Origin of the sequence: Chitinophaga sp. OAE865 (genome assembly GCF_040546735.1) — a bacterium.
In the GTDB taxonomy this organism is placed as follows: Bacteria; Bacteroidota; Bacteroidia; order Chitinophagales; family Chitinophagaceae; genus Chitinophaga; species Chitinophaga polysaccharea_A.
Window position 1 is genome coordinate 1,575,573 of the sequence record NZ_JBEPOF010000001.1, and the last position, 15,150, is coordinate 1,590,722.

Sequence of the window (15,150 nt, forward strand, 5' to 3'; positions counted from 1 at the left end):
TTACCATAATGTTAAGCCGTTAATCCCAATAGTTAAAAAGGGTGGTTTGTGGAACTTAGTTATAAAACACCACACCTTGATCCGATCAAAAATAAATGCACTCATCAGCAAATACCTGGATAGCAAAGCTACCCCGGAAGAAGAGCATTTGCTTGACAGCTGGCTGGATGTACTGGCGGAAGATGCCGGTCCGGTAAATGAGCAGGATGCACGCAGCAGGGAACAGCTGCGCCGCAGCATTTTAAAGGTCATAAAAGAGCGTACAGGTCAACCTGCTACTATCCATACCCTGTGGAGGAAAATAGCCGTTGCTGCGGCTGTATTGCTCGTAATGGGCATAGGCGGCTGGTGGGTAATGAATAACAGGGCAGCACAAAAAGTAGCATGGCTGGAATTGCATACGGCCATAGGGGAAAAGAAAATGTTGTTGCTGCCGGACAGTAGCTGTATCTGGCTGGGGGCCAATGCCATACTGAAATATCCCGATCATTTTACGGGCGACCGGCAGGTGCAGCTGGTAACAGGAGAAGCTTTTTTTGATATAGCACCGGCTCCGGGCCACCCGTTCAGCGTTATTACCGACAGTTTACAGGTGCAGGTACTGGGCACCTCGTTCCATATCAGGGCCTATCCTCAGCAGTTGCTGGAAATAGGTGTGAGCACCGGGAAAGTGAGCGTTCACAAAGATGGCCAGGTAATGGGCATCTTAACCGCTAATCAGCTGTTGCAGGTTAACAGGAATAACTATACTTTCTCCAGGCTGTCGGTATCTTCGCCGGATATCAATGGCTGGAAGCAGGATAAAATTGTGTTCGATAATATGCCGGTGGAGGATGTCTTAATGTTACTTGAAAATTATTACCCGGTGAAGTTCCACGTTAAAAGGCCTGTTGACAGGCAAATTAGCGGATCGCTCAATATGCACTTAACGATTACGCAGATCATAAATGTACTGGAAGATCTTACGGATCATCAGCTGAAAATAACATCTGCCGGCGCAGGAAATTACTCTATAGACCAATAAATATTTATTCCCTGAACTGAAATTAAAACATCCGTTTATGAATGTACGTAGTACTCACTTGCGTACAAGAAGCTCTGTGAAACAGATTTTTCTTGTAGCGCTTATGCTGTCGCTATGCGGTAGCGTCATGTCCCAGCAGAAAACGGCCACTGTGCAGGAGCTGCACATTAATGCAGGCCCGCTTGCAGATGCGCTGAAACTGCTGCAGCAACAAAGCGGCGCCGATATTGTGTACGACGCAGCTTTATTAAAGAACCTGTCGGTGAAAACACAGGACTTCCGTTCACAGCCAATAGAGGAAGTGCTGCGTGCTTTACTGAAAGGAAGCGGTTTCCAGTTCTCCGCAACGGAAGGCGTATACATCATTAAAAAAGAAAAGAGTAAAACCACTATCACCGGTAAGGTATCCGATGAAGAAACCGGTGTGGGCTTACCAGGTGTAAGCGTAATGGTAAAAGGAAATACACAGGGCAGTATCACTGATCCCAACGGGGCTTTTACCCTGCAGGCTGATAATACCGGCGATACCCTGCTATTTACTTCCCTTGGATATAAATCTACCCGTATAATTTTAAACGGGCAGCAACGGGTGGCTGTTAAACTGAAATCAGATGCCAGCCTGCTAAGCAGCGTAGTGGTAGTAGGATATGGCTCTACTACCAAAGGTGATCTTACCGGCGCGGTGTCGCATGTGGGCGCAGAGAATTTCAACACCGGTGTGTTCAGCTCACCGGAGCAGTTGCTGCAGGGAAAAGTGCCCGGCCTTAATATTACCCGCAGCGGTGATCCTAATGCCACGCCAGCGGTGATCCTGCGCGGTCCTTCTACTTTCCGTGAAGGAGAGGCGCAGCAGCCTTTCTATGTAATTGATGGTGTTCCCGGCGCCAATATTCAATTGGTATCGCCTTCAGACATTGTATCGATGGATGTGCTGAAAGATGCAGCCTCCACGGCTATTTACGGCGCCCGCGCTGCCAATGGCGTGATCATGATCACCACCCGCCGCGCAAAGCCCGGCCAAAGCTGGATCAGTTACAATGCCTATGTAGCCAGCGAACGTATCTCCAATTCCATTGGCATGATGTCGAGCAGTGAGCTTACCAAATACCTGCAGGACAATGGAAAAACGATCACACCTGCATACGACGATAAAGCCAACAACAACTGGCAAAAACTGGTAACCCGCAATGGCTTGTCGCACAGCCACAACATCTCCTTCGGAGGCGGCAACGAAAAAACGGTATTCGACGGAAGCGTGAACTACCTGCAGAATAATGGTATCATGAAAACGTCGTCACTGGAACGGCTAAACGTAAGAGCCAACCTGGAACAGCGTGCTTTCAACGACCTGTTAAAACTGAACCTATCTATCAGCAACAGTTTAAGCACACAGAACCAGATCCCTGAGCTGGTGTTTATGAACATGCTGAACTATATGCCTACCGTGAATATATTCAACCCGGACGGCACTTATAAGGAAGATTTTTCACGTACCCGCAACTATCTGAACCCTGTGTCGCTGATAGATAATAACAGCGACCGTACCAAAAACAAGATCATGCTGGGAAATGCCCGCGCTGAACTGAAACTATTGCCAGGATTGCGTTATACCCTGAACGTATCCATGCAGGATGAACAGATCAACCGCGATATTTATAACAACCGTGCATCCGGCCTCGCACAGGGCGTTAAAGGAAGGGCTACCCGCAGCGCCTATACGAATTCAAGGAAAGTACTGGAAACTTATTTTAACTACGACCTGCTCACCGGGAAACATGATCTGCGCTTACTGGCCGGTTACTCCTGGCAGGAAGACCGCCGTGGCGACGGGTTTCAGACCTCCAACCAGGGATTTGTATCAGACGCTACACAAGGCGATAACCTCGGACTGGGAAGCCCTGTAGATGGATTCCTGCCCAATTTTGGCACTACCCGTATCCAGACGCTGCGCTTTATCTCTTTCTATGCAAGAGCCAATTACCAGTACAATGAAAAATATCTCCTCACCGCTTCTGTGAGAAGGGACGGCTCTTCTGCCTTTGGCGCCAATAATCGCTGGGGCTATTTTCCCGCTATATCCGGCGCATGGAAAATCAATAAGGAAAGCTTCCTATCCGGTGCTTCCTGGGTAGATGACCTGAAACTTCGTGCAGGCTATGGCGTTACCGGTAACTCCCTCGGGTTTGATCCGCTGATCGCTATTCTCCGGTATGACATCACCGGAAAATTCTATAACGATGGTAAACTGATAAATGGGATCGGCCCGGTACAGAATGATAACCCGGACCTGAAGTGGGAACGCACAGGTATGGCGAATATCGGGATCGACTTCAGTACACTGAAAGGCCGACTGGGACTGTCTTTAGATGTTTATGACAAGCGCACCACGGACCTGATCTATTCCTACAACGTGCCTACTACACAGTATTTTGTTCCTACCATGCTGGCCAACGTAGGATCTATGAGTAATAAAGGCATTGAGCTGCAGGTGAATGCAGTACCGGTGAAAACAGCGCATTTTACATGGACTTCCTCCGCCAACATTGCACATAACAAAAACAGGGTATTATCTCTCTCCAACGATATCTTCTCCGTAAAATACCTTGAAACTGCTGAACTGGGCGGTCGCGGGCAATCCGGCAATAAATCACAACGGGTAGAAGCCGGTTATGCACTGGGCTCATTCTACCTGTGGCAGTACCTCGGTAAAAATGCCGATGGATTGTCGCAGTACCAGGGCTCCAAAGGAAACGTGATCACCGACCCTGCTTCCACCGACCGTGTATACAGCGGAGATGCACAACCTGCTTTCACTTATGGCTGGAGCAACAGCTTTACCTGGCGTAATTTTGATGCCAATATCTTTTTGCGCGGCGTATCGGGCAACAAGATACTGAACGCCACCCTGGCCAACCTGAATGCACCTAATGAGGCAGGAAGCATCAATATCCCGCAGTATTCACAGGGCGAATCGCCCAATGATACCAAAGCCTCTTTTATTTCTTCCCGGTTCCTGGAAAACGGTTCTTACCTGCGGCTGGATAATGCTACCATTGGTTACAGTATTCCAATGGAAAACAAGTATATCCGTAAACTGCGTTTATACGTTACCGGTAATAACCTTTTCGTGATCACGAACTATTCGGGCATTGATCCGGAAATCAATATGGGCGGACTTACACCTGGCATTGACAACAGCAATTTTTATCCAAAGACCCGTTCTTTCCTCTTTGGCTTAAATGCAACATTCTAAAAACTGACGGTTAAAAACAGCTACATGAAAAATATTTTTATCACTGGAATGACAATTGGTTTTACGTTACTTTCAGCATGTACCAAGCTGGATGTGGATGTGGAATCCGAATACATAAAAGAAAATTTTCCTACTACGGCGGATGCATTCATCTCCGCCTCCGGGCCTATTTATACGCAGCTCAGCAGCGGTTATGCGGTGGATTACTGGCGTATGCAGGAACTGTCGACCGATGAGGCAATTATCCCCGCACGCGGCGGTAACTATGTGGATGGTGGTGTGTATATGCAGCTGCACCGGCATTCCTGGACACAGGACCATATCACCGTGAAAAATGTATGGCAATGGGCTTTTGGCGGCGTAAATACCTGCAACCGCATTATCACGCTTTTTGAAAAGGCACCCGACAGCGATTCTAAACCACGAGCCATAGCAGAAGCAAAAGCAATGCGTGCCTTATATTATTTCTACCTGATGGACCTGTACGCCAAAGTACCCATCATTACTACCTTTGGAGATCCTACGCCACCGGAACAATCGACCCGTGAGCAGGTGTTTGATTTTATAGAGAAAGAACTGAAAGATGTATTACCATTGCTGAGAGCTGAAACAGGACAGGTTACCTATTCCAAGCCTACCAAATGGTTCGCTTTTGCACTGCTGGAAAAATTATACCTTAATTCAGTTGTGTACACCGGCAAACCAAGATATACTGAAACCGTAGCCATGGCAGATAGTATTCTTGTTGGTAAGAAATATACGCTGGATGCTGATTACGCCAGCATTTTTATGCCGGATAACGGGCCTAAAATCACTGAAACCATTTTTGCTATTCCCTATGATGGAAACGTGATCAAAGGCAACCAGTTCTCCCGCTTTGGTCTGCATCCTAACCTGGTGGTGAAGTATTCCCTGCCCTTCCGCCCCAGTATTGCCATGAGCACTATTGGTTCCTTCTATGAAAAGTTCAATTTAACCGATGATGTACGCAATAATACCTGGCTGGAAGGACCACAGTTTAATCCCGATGGGTCGCCTATTATGATTAGCACTACTAACAAAGGTCTGAACGATAAGTACACCGGGCCTGAACCGGATAAAAAGATAAACTGGCAGCTTTCCTTTTCAAAAGAGATGGTGCTGCGGGTGGATTCTTCTATGGATATCGGGAATGATGAACTGGCTAAGGCGGCCGGGGTAAGATCCATCAAATATTATCCTGATAAAAATACCGAGCCTTCCGAACGGAACTCCAATAATGATGTGCCCGTTTTCAGGCTGGCAGATGTGTTGCTGATGAAAGCGGAAGCCATCCTGAGAGGCGCCGCAGCCACTGCTGTAAATGGAGAAATGCAGGATGCTGATGTATTGGTGAACAAGATCCGTACCCGTGCGCATGCCCCGCAGGTAAGTGGTATCAACCTCAACAGCCTGCTGGAAGAGCGCGCCCGGGAAATGGCCTGGGAAGCGTGGCGCAGGAATGACATGATCCGTTTCGGTGCTTTTGAAGGCACCTGGGGCTTTAAAAAAGATGCCAATACCCTGCACCGCATTTATCCAATTCCGGTAGATGAAATAACGCTGAACCCCAAGCTGGTGCAGAATGCGGGCTACTAAGCCGCCTTCGGCGATTGTCTTAGAACACTGATTTTGATGATTTCGCCGATTTTTTATAAAAACCAGGAGGCTGTATCATAAATAACTTTTACCCGATTTTACTCGGGTACTGGGTGGAGCAAATTGTCGTATATGCGATTCTCACACCCATTAAGTTAGTTATGATACAGCCTCTTAACTATTACAACACAAAAGAATAAAATCGGCGAAATCATCAAAATCATCAAAATCAGTGTTCCAGGACAACCGCCGGAGACGATTTTCCCTTTTGCGTAAGTCGTTTTCCTGATCCGATCATTCTACCCCGATTTCCTGCTATATTTTTGTGAGATGTAATAATACCCCGGAGTTATTAGCTGTATATAGTTTATGCATCCGTTGTTTGCTACCTCCATTTTCAGAGGTAAAGAGTGATGAATTTAAGTCCTGACAGCGGCCCTGAACCGGCCGCTGGAGGCACAAACCCATAGCCCATGTGTAATTACCAGACATTATACCACGGTGCTGCAGGATATGTAATCCGCTGCCCGCATTGCAAAGGTATCCAGTTGGCCTTTGGCACCACGGTTGTTAACCTTGATATCACTGAGTTTGAGTGCTTCAAAAAAATGGTCGGCCGCTTATCAGAAGATCATTATCATGCGTCAGAAAACGAAAAGATGATTTGTTTGCCCCTGCCGGCCGATCATGTAATGATGCTGGTAACTCCCGCTGAAATTACTGCGCTGGCAAATATAACAGCGGAGGTACAGGCATTGATCGATGCTTACAATATCCTGGAAACTTCCTCCGGATGCGAATCTGCAGGTTAATGATGAAAGCCGCCGCCTTCTTTCCGTGAAAGCGGTTTCCTCACCGGATTTTCTTCCAAATATTTCACGCAGCGCGTGCAGCATATCCGGACGAATTAAAAAGACCGGCAGGCATATGCATGCACCTGTGCCGTGATGACATTGGGCTCCGCCGGCATGGTGCCCGGTAAATACGCTATTGCTGTATTTTCATCTCCCAGGATAAGACAGGGCAACAGCGTAAGGGCGCAGAAAGCCATCCAGTATATTTCCGATAAACTGAACGCCAACATTTACGCCGGAAAATAGTCCATATCACTGGAAAGGTAATTGGTGAACAGCGCCCGTACTGCCGGGGCTGTTCACCAATTACTTTTTCCCCGTTAATTCGTAAATTCATAAAACAAGTTATCACTTTAACATGTTTTAGAGCTATGGACGTAAAGGATTATTATAAGATACTGGGAGTAGAGAAAGCGGCAACAGCTGAACAGATTAAGAAAGCCTACCGTAAACTGGCGGTAAAATATCACCCCGACAAGAATCCCGGTGATAAAGCTGCTGAAGACAAATTCAAAGAGATCAATGAAGCCTACGAAGTGCTGAGCGATCCCGAGAAGCGGAAGAAGTATGACCAGTTCGGGGAAAATTATAAATATTATGAGCAGCACGGGGGCCGGCCGGAAGATTATGACTGGTCGCAGTTCGGTGGTGGCGGCGGACAGCGCCGCACATACTCCTATGGCAGCGGCGACATGAACGATATGTTCGGCGGCGGGGAAGGCAATTTTTCCGATTTCTTTGAACAGCTTTTTGGCAGCCGGTTTTCAGGGGGTGGTGGCCGCCGGCAGCAACAGGGGCCGGGCAGGGGCCGTGATGTACAGGCAACAATGGAAGTATCCCTGGAAGATGCATACACCGGCGCAACCCGGCAAGTGGAAGTAGGGGGCAGCAGGCTCAATATTAAGCTGAAACCCGGACTGTATGAGGGCCAGGTGATCCGCTTAAAAGGAAAAGGGCATCCCGGTCGTAAAGGCGGTGAAAATGGCGACCTGCTCATTACCATTCAACTGTCAGCAAATCCGCAGTATGAACTGAAAGGGAAAGATATTTATACAGATTTGGCAGTGCCTTTGTATACAGCTGTACTGGGAGGCAAGCTAACCGTCAATACACCGGGCGCATCCCTGAACATGAATATCCCGGCAGGAACAGACAGTGGCAAGGTTTTCCGTTTAAAAGGCAAAGGGATGCCTGCTTACGACAACAGCGGACCCGCAGGGGATCTATATATTAAGGCAGTCGTACATATTCCGTCGAAACTTTCCGACAAGGAAAAAGAATTGTTTCAGCAACTTTCACAATTAAATGAGAATGGTCATGCTTAAACTTTTTGATTATCTGGAAGAAGTGATTTCCACCGAAAGAATCTCACAACTTAATAATCCACGCCTGCTGTATACCGCCAGCGAAATTATGCAGGAACTGGGATACGGGCAATCGGGTATGGAACAGGAACCGCTTGACAGGGCCATGCATGCCTGTGCCGCCCTGAACATACCGGTGGACTATAATTTCAAAAAAGTATACTGCTTCAGGGACGGTGAGCTAACCACCGACTGGCAGCTGTCTGAACTGGCTACCTACCTGTTCATGATCAACTGTAACCCACTGAATCCTTTTGTGGCGAAAGCCCAGCTGATATTTATGATGAAAGACCGGGTATGAGAGACATCAACCGGACAGGCATCCTCATAGTGGTGATAATGGGCACTACTATGGCAGGGATAGACTCGAGCATCGTTAATATATCCCTTCCCGTTATGAGTAAGCAGTTCAACTGTACGCTCGACGAAATTGAATGGGTAATTACCGTATACATGCTGAGCTTTTCCATATTGATGCCGCTTACCAACTGGCTGAAGAACAGGATCGGCTTTTTTAATCTCTATATTGGCGCCATTTCCCTTTTTACCTTAGGGTCTTTAATGTGCGCCTTGTCTACCAGCCTGGATTCCCTGCTTACTGCAAGAGTGGTTCAGGCCCTGGGAGGCGGGGCCATGGCGCCCACTTCTATGGCCATCATTTCCTATGTGTTCCCCGCCAGGGTGCGGGGGACAGTGCTGGGATGGTGGGGCCTCGGCAACCTGGTAGGTCCGGCTATAGGCCCAACGCTGGGAGGAATCCTCACTGAAAAATTCGGCTGGCCCTCTATTTTTTATATTAATCTTCCTATCGGGATCCTTACTGTGGCGCTGGCTTTCCGTTACCTGGGTGTGCTGCGGAAGCAACCCAGGCTGAAACTGCCTTTTGATCTTACGGGGTTTGTAGCGCTTACCATCTTCCTGGTTTGCCTGCAGTATGGAGTGGCGCGGGCGGAGGTAGTAGGCATTACCTCTCCCGGGATACTGGCCACTCTGGGTGTGGCAGTAATAGCGCTTGCTTTTTTTATCTGGATAGATAAACATAAAAAAGAGCCGATCATCAACCTTAATCTGTTCGCCAATTATTCTTTTGTGAGTTGTATCCTTGTTACTATATCGCGGGCTGCTGCACTGTATGGCGGGTTATTTCTTATGCCCTTCCTGTTGCAGGAGCAGATGGGCTTTTCTGAGGGAATGTCCGGCCTGCTGATATTACCTAACTCTGTATTTATGGCCGCCATGATGCCTTTCGCAGGACGCTGGTCTGATAAACATGGCTCCCGGGAAATATCCATGCTGGGAATAGCCCTGCTGGCTGTGTCCATGTACCTGTTTGCCTTATTGGATAAAGGAAGCAACCTTACCGCAGTGATCATTGCCATGACGGTGAGAGGCTTTGGTATGGGGCTTTTACTTGCCCCGCTGAATGCCGCTACATTGAGCGCCGTGCGGCCAAGCGAGGTAACCATGGCTTCTTCTGTCAGTACTTTGATGCAGCAGGTAGGCGGGGCCATTGGTATTGCCGTACTGGCCATTGTTACCCAGGCTGCCTATAATAAACATGTGCTGGCAGGACAGGAAGGGCATTACGCGCATCATCTTGCCCTGAAGCAGGGTTTTCATATTTCCCTTTTTATATTACTGATAACCCTGATCCCCGCCTGGTTCCTGCCCCGCAGGAATGTGGTGTTGAAAGATATGGACACTCATATTGATACCTGATACTTTAGTGCATGATTATTGGTGGAGATAGGTTAACTTTTCCGGCACTTATGGCAATAAATGGTAAGAAGCACATATTGATGATCGATGATGATGAAGATGACTTTTTCCTTGTAAACGCTTTATTACAGGACATTTCACCCGATCAATACGTTTTACAGTGGGTTTCTTCGTATAAAGAAGGCTTGCTGGCAATTGAAGCCCGGGCGCATGATCTATACCTGGTTGATTACCGTCTTGGTGCCTACACAGGTATTGATGTGTTGCATCATTTCCGCAACCTGGGATATAAAGCCCCCGTTATTTTATTTACAGGCAAAGGCGATTATCTTATAGATAAGGAAGCCATGCAGGCAGGTGCATCCGATTACCTGGTAAAAAGCGAGATCAATGCGGCCCTGCTGGAGAGGGCCATCCGTTATACGCTCGATAAATTCAGCCATCTGCAGACAATCGAAAAAAGCGAGAAACGGTATTTCAGCATCTTCGAAAAATCCAACGATCTAATCCTGCTGGCAGACTGTGAGCACAAGATAGTAGCTGCCAACCCGGCAGCCCTTAACGTGCTGAAATATGAAGAAACGGAGCTGTATAACACCCATCTCCGTGGCCTGTTTGCAGACCAGGGGGTAATCAGTGATTTCCTGGATCAGCTTTGCGGGGAAGGAGGAGTGGTGCAAAAGGAGTATGTATTCCGCAGTAAATCAGGGCAGCAGCTGGATGTAATGATCAACGCCTCATTGCTGGATGAGAAAAAACAATTATACCTGTGCATCATCCAGGATATTACAGCCCGTAAAAGGAAAGAAAGAGAAAAGCAGCAACAGGAAAAATTTGTGATTACCGGCCGCATTGCACGGCTTATTGCACATGAAGTGCGCAATCCGCTCACCAATATCCTGCTGGCAGTTTCCCAGCTGAAAACAGAACCAGTGGCTGAAACAGAAGATGCCGCGCTGTACCTGGACATCATGGAGCGCAACTGCCACCGTATCAACCAGCTGGTAACAGAACTGCTCCAGTCGACACGCATGTCTGAGCTGAATATGGTGCCACTTGGCCTGAACACGCTGGTGGAAAAGGCGCTGGACCTTGCGGCAGACAGGTTGCAGCTGAATGCTGTTACGGTGACTAAGGAAATATGTGAACCGGATTGTATGATCCTGGCAGATGAAGACAAGATCCTCATTGCTTTCCTGAATATTATCATCAATGGTATTGAAGCAATGAAAGCGGGGGAAGGAAAGCTCGGTATTAAAACATGGCAGGATACCGAAAAGGTATTCGTTCGTATAGCCGATAACGGTAGCGGTATTTCCCCACAGAACCTGGCTAAACTGTTTGAGCCATTTTTTACCAATAAAACAAAGGGAACAGGGCTTGGACTAACCGCTACCCAGAATATTATACTTCAGCACAAGGGCACCATTGCTGTGGACAGCGAATTGGGAGAGGGAACCAGCTTCCTGATGAGCTTCCCGATAGCGGGGGCGAACGAGAGCGAGTAATGTTGCAGCCGGCAAATACGCAGAAGTATCTACCGGCTGCAGCTATTTATATATCTTCTTCTTCCGACTTAATACCTGTTTGTGTAAACACGATCTTCCGTTGTTTATACAGGTTGCCGATCGTCATTTTGAATGTTTTCTTGCTCATACCAAAAAACTCCTGTATCTCTTCCGGGGAGGATTTATCATGATACGGCAGGTAGCCGTTATTTTCCTGCAGCAGGCGAAGGATTTTTTCCGATTCATCTTCCACTTTATTAAACCCGGGTTTACCGGCAATCACATCTATTTTATTATCTTTGATCTGTCGGATAAAGCCTGTTAATTTTTCGCCTGTTTCCATAGGGCGGAATATATCGCTGTGATGCAGTATCCCTGTATGCTGATTGTTGATGATCACCACGTACCCGATATCTGTGCGGCGGTATACCACCATGTTTACCTGATCTTTTTCCTTTACGGTAAGGTTTTCATTGCTGAGGTAACGGTCAATTTTTTCTGTAGCAGCAATGCGGCCGGTCAGCTCATCGATATATATTTTCACCAGGTATTCCTGCCCGGGCACCATGCGGGTGAGCTGCTGCGACGACGCCACAAAGAGGTCTTTCATCAATCCCCAATCCAGGAAAGCGCCCTGTTTGGTAACACTCACTGCTTTCAGCATCACAATGTCCCCTGCAATCCCGTACGGGCGCTGGGTAGTGGCAATCAGCCGGTTTTCAGAATCGTGGTAAAGAAATACTTCCAGTTCATCACCCACACGGGTACCATGAGGCACAAACCTTGCCGGCAGCAGGATTTCCTGGTCCACGCCTTCGAGGTATACCCCAAAATCAGCTTCTTTTTTTACCCTTAACAGGTTGTATTCACCCACCTTTATCATAAAAAACGATTAATTGTCCGGCTGCAAGTTACTTATAGATTGCCGGATTACGGGAATCATATTCTGCTTACTTTTGCAAACACCAGATATCAGGCAATCCTTGTAATTCCCGGGTATCCGGTCTAAACCAACCAAACCATCTTATGACGATTTTATCATTCACCCTGATCCTCCTCTGCGGGGCCTTTATGGCCGGGCTGCTGGGGTCGCTGACCGGGCTTGGCGGCGGCGTTGTGATCATTCCCCTGCTAACCCTGGTGTTTCATGCCGATATCCGGTACGCCATTGGTACTGCTTTGGTGGCTTCCATTGCTACTTCCTCCGGCTCTGCTTCTGCCTATGTAAAAGAAGGTATTACAAATATCCGGCTCGGTATGTTCCTGGAAATTGCCACTACCACCGGAGCTGTTGTGGGCGCACTGATAGCGGTGTATATGCCCACCAATGTAGTGGCTATCATTTTTGGCCTGGTCCTCATTTTTTCTTCCCTGATGTCGTTCCGTAAAAAAGTGGAATTCACCGCAGAAAAGGACGATAGCAAAGCAGCGGAGCAGCTGCGGCTCAATGGCAGCTACCCTTCTGCCGGCGGGATAGTTGATTATAAGGTGCATCATGTGCCTGGCGGCTATTTTATGATGACCTTCGCCGGTGTAATGTCGGGGTTGCTGGGTATAGGTTCCGGCGCGTTGAAAGTGCTGGCAATGGATAACATTATGCGTATCCCCTTTAAGGTGTCTACCACTACCAGCAATTTTATGATTGGTGTTACAGCTGCCGCCAGCGCGGTGGTATACCTGCAGCGGGGATATATTTCCCCCGGGCTGTGTATGCCGGTTGTGTTGGGCGTGCTGGCAGGCGCTTTTGCAGGCTCACGTTTGCTTGCCCGCGCCAATGTAAAATGGTTACGTATAGTCTTCAGCGTAGTGATCGGTCTCCTGGCGCTGCAGATGATCTACAATGGTGTCACCGGAAAACTATAAGCTATGAAACAGGTATTATCAAAATATTTCCGCGATAAGGATGTTCAGCAGCTTATTGGTAAGCAACTTCGTATAGGCGTTATAGTTTCCAGCATTATCGTATTTATCGGCGGAGCGATCTATCTTGTTCGTCACGGGCATGAGCAGCCCTCCTATGCCGATTTTACCGGTGTAAGGGAAGGACTGACCAGCCTTCCCGGCATCTGGCAGGGCGTAATGGAAAACAAAGGTATGAACATCATTCAGCTGGGAATTGTGCTGCTGATTGCTACTCCTATTATTCGTATAGCCTTTTCAGTGATTGCTTTTTTAGTGGAGAAGGATTTCCTTTACGTTGGTATTACCCTCCTGGTGCTGGGCATCATTCTCTTCAGCATGCTGGGCGGAATAGCGGGATAAAATCCGCATCGCCGCTAAAGCGTAACAGCTATTACTGTATCGATGCTGTCAACAGCGGAGGCTGGAACGTTGATGACAAGCTCGTCGCCGCTGGTGGCGGAGGTAAGCTGCCTGTTGTTGGCCAGCAGGCGGATGCTGGTTACTTTGCCCTTTATACCGGGAACATGGAGCTTCCCGTCAGCGGGCCAGTTGAAAACATGCAGGTACAGCGTGGTAGTGTTACCTTTCACCTTTTGCGTACAACGTCCCCAGGATAAGGCTGGTAGCGGGCTTCCTTGGGTTTCATATATAGAAGCGCCGTTTACTTTCATCCAGCGGCCAATACTTTTCAGTGCGGTTATGCTGCCTTCGGGGAACCGGCCCAGTGCGTCCGGGCCCACATTCAGGAGGTAGTTACCGTTTTTGGAAGCGATGTCTGCCAGGTTTCGTATAAGCGTTTCCGTGCTTTTCCATTTCTGATCGTAATCTTTATATCCCCAGGTACCGTTCATGGTCATACAGGTTTCCCAGTCGCGGCCATCCAGCTCCGACTGATTGGGAATCTTCTGTTCAGGTGTTTTATAGTCGCCGGGAAAGTTGGGGCGCTTTAAACGGTCGTTTGTAATGATATTGGGTTGCAGTTTCAGCACTTCCTGCAGTTTTTGTGCATATTCGTCGGTCATATTGGTAGGAGTATCCCACCAGAGCACAGCCACTTCGCCGTAGTTGGTGAGGAGCTCTTTTACCTGCGGCACGGCTACTTTATCTATGTAGTCTGACATGGTAGCGGAGGTTTGCAAAGGATCCCAGTGGCCGGTATGCGCCTGCGTGTAGGCGTCTATCTGAGCAGAGTCTGGGTTGGGCCAGCCTTCTGTGGCTACTTTGCGGGCAGCGGCCCCGCCGGGATTATTCCAGTCCTGCGCCTGTGAGTAATAAAACCCGAGTTTGATGCCGTATTTCTTACAGGCGGCGGCCAGCGGCGCCAGTATATCTTTGCCGTATGGCGTGGCATCAACGATGTTCCATTTGCTGGCGGCAGATTTGAACATGGCAAAACCATCATGGTGCTTGGCCGTGATCACAATATATTTCATGCCAGCGTCTCGGGCTGTTTTTACCCATGCGTCTGCATCATATTTAACAGGATTGAATTGTTTGGCGAATTGCTGGTATTCCAGCACCGGTATTTTACCGCGGTTCATGATCCATTCTCCGCCGCGTCCCACCTGGTGGCCTTTGTAGTTACCGGCCAGTACGGCATAGTCGCCCCAGTGAATGAACATACCGAAGCGGGCGTCCCGCCACCACTGCATGCGCTGGTCGCGGGTAAGGGTGTGCTGCGCGTGCAGAAGCGCTGTGGATAGGAGCATCATCAGGAATAGCATCACTTTTTTCATAAACATATGTGGAAATTGACATTGTTATTGCAAACGATTGCATAATCTATGTAAAAATAAGCGCTTGGCGCGCCGGTCTTTTTCAATTCACATAAATATCTATAAAAAAAATGGTCCCGGATGGGCTGATTTTACCGGAAACTGGTAGTTTTTTAGTTGGCTCTTTTATCCCG

The 15,150-nt window shown here is 48.2% G+C and carries 13 protein-coding genes; 11 read left to right on the forward strand and 2 right to left on the reverse strand.

Features of this window, described 5'->3' with window-relative positions; translation table 11 throughout:
• Positions 1–76: 76 nt before the first annotated feature.
• From ABIE50_RS06625 to ABIE50_RS06665, 9 genes are all read left to right on the forward strand, one after another.
• Positions 77–1,024, forward strand: coding sequence for a FecR family protein (locus ABIE50_RS06625; RefSeq protein ID WP_209866647.1), 948 nt, complete (start codon positions 77–79; stop codon positions 1,022–1,024).
• Between the two features lie 37 nt (positions 1,025–1,061).
• A complete protein-coding gene (locus ABIE50_RS06630; RefSeq protein WP_209866648.1) occupies positions 1,062–4,277 on the forward strand; it encodes a SusC/RagA family TonB-linked outer membrane protein in 3,216 nt (1,071 codons plus the stop codon).
• A 24-nt stretch (positions 4,278–4,301) separates the two neighbouring features.
• Positions 4,302–5,894 (forward strand): RagB/SusD family nutrient uptake outer membrane protein, encoded by a 1,593-nt coding sequence (locus ABIE50_RS06635; RefSeq protein ID WP_209866650.1) that lies wholly within the window; start codon positions 4,302–4,304, stop codon positions 5,892–5,894.
• 473 nt (positions 5,895–6,367) lie between these two features.
• Positions 6,368–6,706, forward strand: coding sequence for a DUF6686 family protein (locus tag ABIE50_RS06640; protein WP_209866651.1), 339 nt, complete (start codon positions 6,368–6,370; stop codon positions 6,704–6,706).
• Positions 6,707–6,841: 135 nt separating this feature from the next.
• Positions 6,842–6,994, forward strand: coding sequence for a glutaminase (locus tag ABIE50_RS06645; protein ID WP_209866653.1), 153 nt, complete (start codon positions 6,842–6,844; stop codon positions 6,992–6,994).
• A gap of 125 nt (positions 6,995–7,119) precedes the next feature.
• Positions 7,120–8,073, forward strand: coding sequence for a DnaJ C-terminal domain-containing protein (locus ABIE50_RS06650; protein WP_209866655.1), 954 nt, complete (start codon positions 7,120–7,122; stop codon positions 8,071–8,073).
• Positions 8,066–8,413, forward strand: a complete 348-nt coding sequence (locus ABIE50_RS06655) for a damage-inducible protein D (RefSeq protein WP_142683904.1) — start codon at positions 8,066–8,068, stop codon at positions 8,411–8,413. The genes ABIE50_RS06650 and ABIE50_RS06655 overlap by 8 nt, the downstream gene beginning before the upstream one ends.
• A complete protein-coding gene (locus ABIE50_RS06660) occupies positions 8,410–9,831 on the forward strand; it encodes a DHA2 family efflux MFS transporter permease subunit (RefSeq protein ID WP_209866658.1) in 1,422 nt (473 codons plus the stop codon). The genes ABIE50_RS06655 and ABIE50_RS06660 overlap by 4 nt, the downstream gene beginning before the upstream one ends.
• A 50-nt stretch (positions 9,832–9,881) precedes the next feature.
• The gene (locus ABIE50_RS06665; RefSeq protein WP_209866660.1) at positions 9,882–11,339 is read left to right on the forward strand and encodes a hybrid sensor histidine kinase/response regulator; all 1,458 of its coding nucleotides are present in this window, start codon (positions 9,882–9,884) and stop codon (positions 11,337–11,339) included.
• Positions 11,340–11,385: 46 nt separating this feature from the next.
• On the opposite strand, the gene ABIE50_RS06670 is transcribed toward ABIE50_RS06665, so the two are convergent.
• A complete protein-coding gene (locus ABIE50_RS06670) occupies positions 11,386–12,222 on the reverse strand; it encodes a CvfB family protein (protein ID WP_142683901.1) in 837 nt (278 codons plus the stop codon).
• Positions 12,223–12,365: 143 nt separating this feature from the next.
• Between ABIE50_RS06670 and ABIE50_RS06675 the strand changes: the two genes are divergently transcribed.
• The gene (locus ABIE50_RS06675) at positions 12,366–13,202 is read left to right on the forward strand and encodes a sulfite exporter TauE/SafE family protein (protein ID WP_209866662.1); all 837 of its coding nucleotides are present in this window, start codon (positions 12,366–12,368) and stop codon (positions 13,200–13,202) included.
• A 3-nt stretch (positions 13,203–13,205) separates the two neighbouring features.
• Complete coding sequence (locus tag ABIE50_RS06680) at positions 13,206–13,601, forward strand: DUF1634 domain-containing protein (protein ID WP_209866664.1); 396 nt, start codon at positions 13,206–13,208, stop codon at positions 13,599–13,601.
• A 14-nt stretch (positions 13,602–13,615) separates the two neighbouring features.
• Here ABIE50_RS06680 and ABIE50_RS06685 read toward each other — a convergent pair whose 3' ends face one another.
• On the reverse strand, positions 13,616–14,983 hold the full coding sequence (locus tag ABIE50_RS06685) for an alpha-L-fucosidase (protein ID WP_354027900.1): 1,368 nt from the start codon (positions 14,981–14,983) through the stop codon (positions 13,616–13,618).
• Between the last annotated feature and the right edge of the window lie 167 nt (positions 14,984–15,150).

Bases quoted from the DNA above. Each gene is read 5' to 3' on its own strand.
- ABIE50_RS06635 (WP_209866650.1), top strand. From the start codon at position 4,302: ATGAAAAATATTTTTATCACTGGAATGACAATTGGTTTTACGTTACTT.
- ABIE50_RS06680 (WP_209866664.1), top strand. From the start codon at position 13,206: ATGAAACAGGTATTATCAAAATATTTCCGCGATAAGGATGTTCAGCAG.
- ABIE50_RS06675 (WP_209866662.1), top strand. From the start codon at position 12,366: ATGACGATTTTATCATTCACCCTGATCCTCCTCTGCGGGGCCTTTATG.
- ABIE50_RS06645 (WP_209866653.1), top strand. From the start codon at position 6,842: ATGACATTGGGCTCCGCCGGCATGGTGCCCGGTAAATACGCTATTGCT.
- ABIE50_RS06655 (WP_142683904.1), top strand. From the start codon at position 8,066: ATGCTTAAACTTTTTGATTATCTGGAAGAAGTGATTTCCACCGAAAGA.
- ABIE50_RS06640 (WP_209866651.1), top strand. From the start codon at position 6,368: ATGTGTAATTACCAGACATTATACCACGGTGCTGCAGGATATGTAATC.
- ABIE50_RS06630 (WP_209866648.1), top strand. From the start codon at position 1,062: ATGAATGTACGTAGTACTCACTTGCGTACAAGAAGCTCTGTGAAACAG.
- ABIE50_RS06650 (WP_209866655.1), top strand. From the start codon at position 7,120: ATGGACGTAAAGGATTATTATAAGATACTGGGAGTAGAGAAAGCGGCA.
- ABIE50_RS06670 (WP_142683901.1), bottom strand. From the start codon at position 12,222: ATGATAAAGGTGGGTGAATACAACCTGTTAAGGGTAAAAAAAGAAGCT.
- ABIE50_RS06665 (WP_209866660.1), top strand. From the start codon at position 9,882: ATGGCAATAAATGGTAAGAAGCACATATTGATGATCGATGATGATGAA.
- ABIE50_RS06660 (WP_209866658.1), top strand. From the start codon at position 8,410: ATGAGAGACATCAACCGGACAGGCATCCTCATAGTGGTGATAATGGGC.
- ABIE50_RS06685 (WP_354027900.1), bottom strand. From the start codon at position 14,983: ATGTTTATGAAAAAAGTGATGCTATTCCTGATGATGCTCCTATCCACA.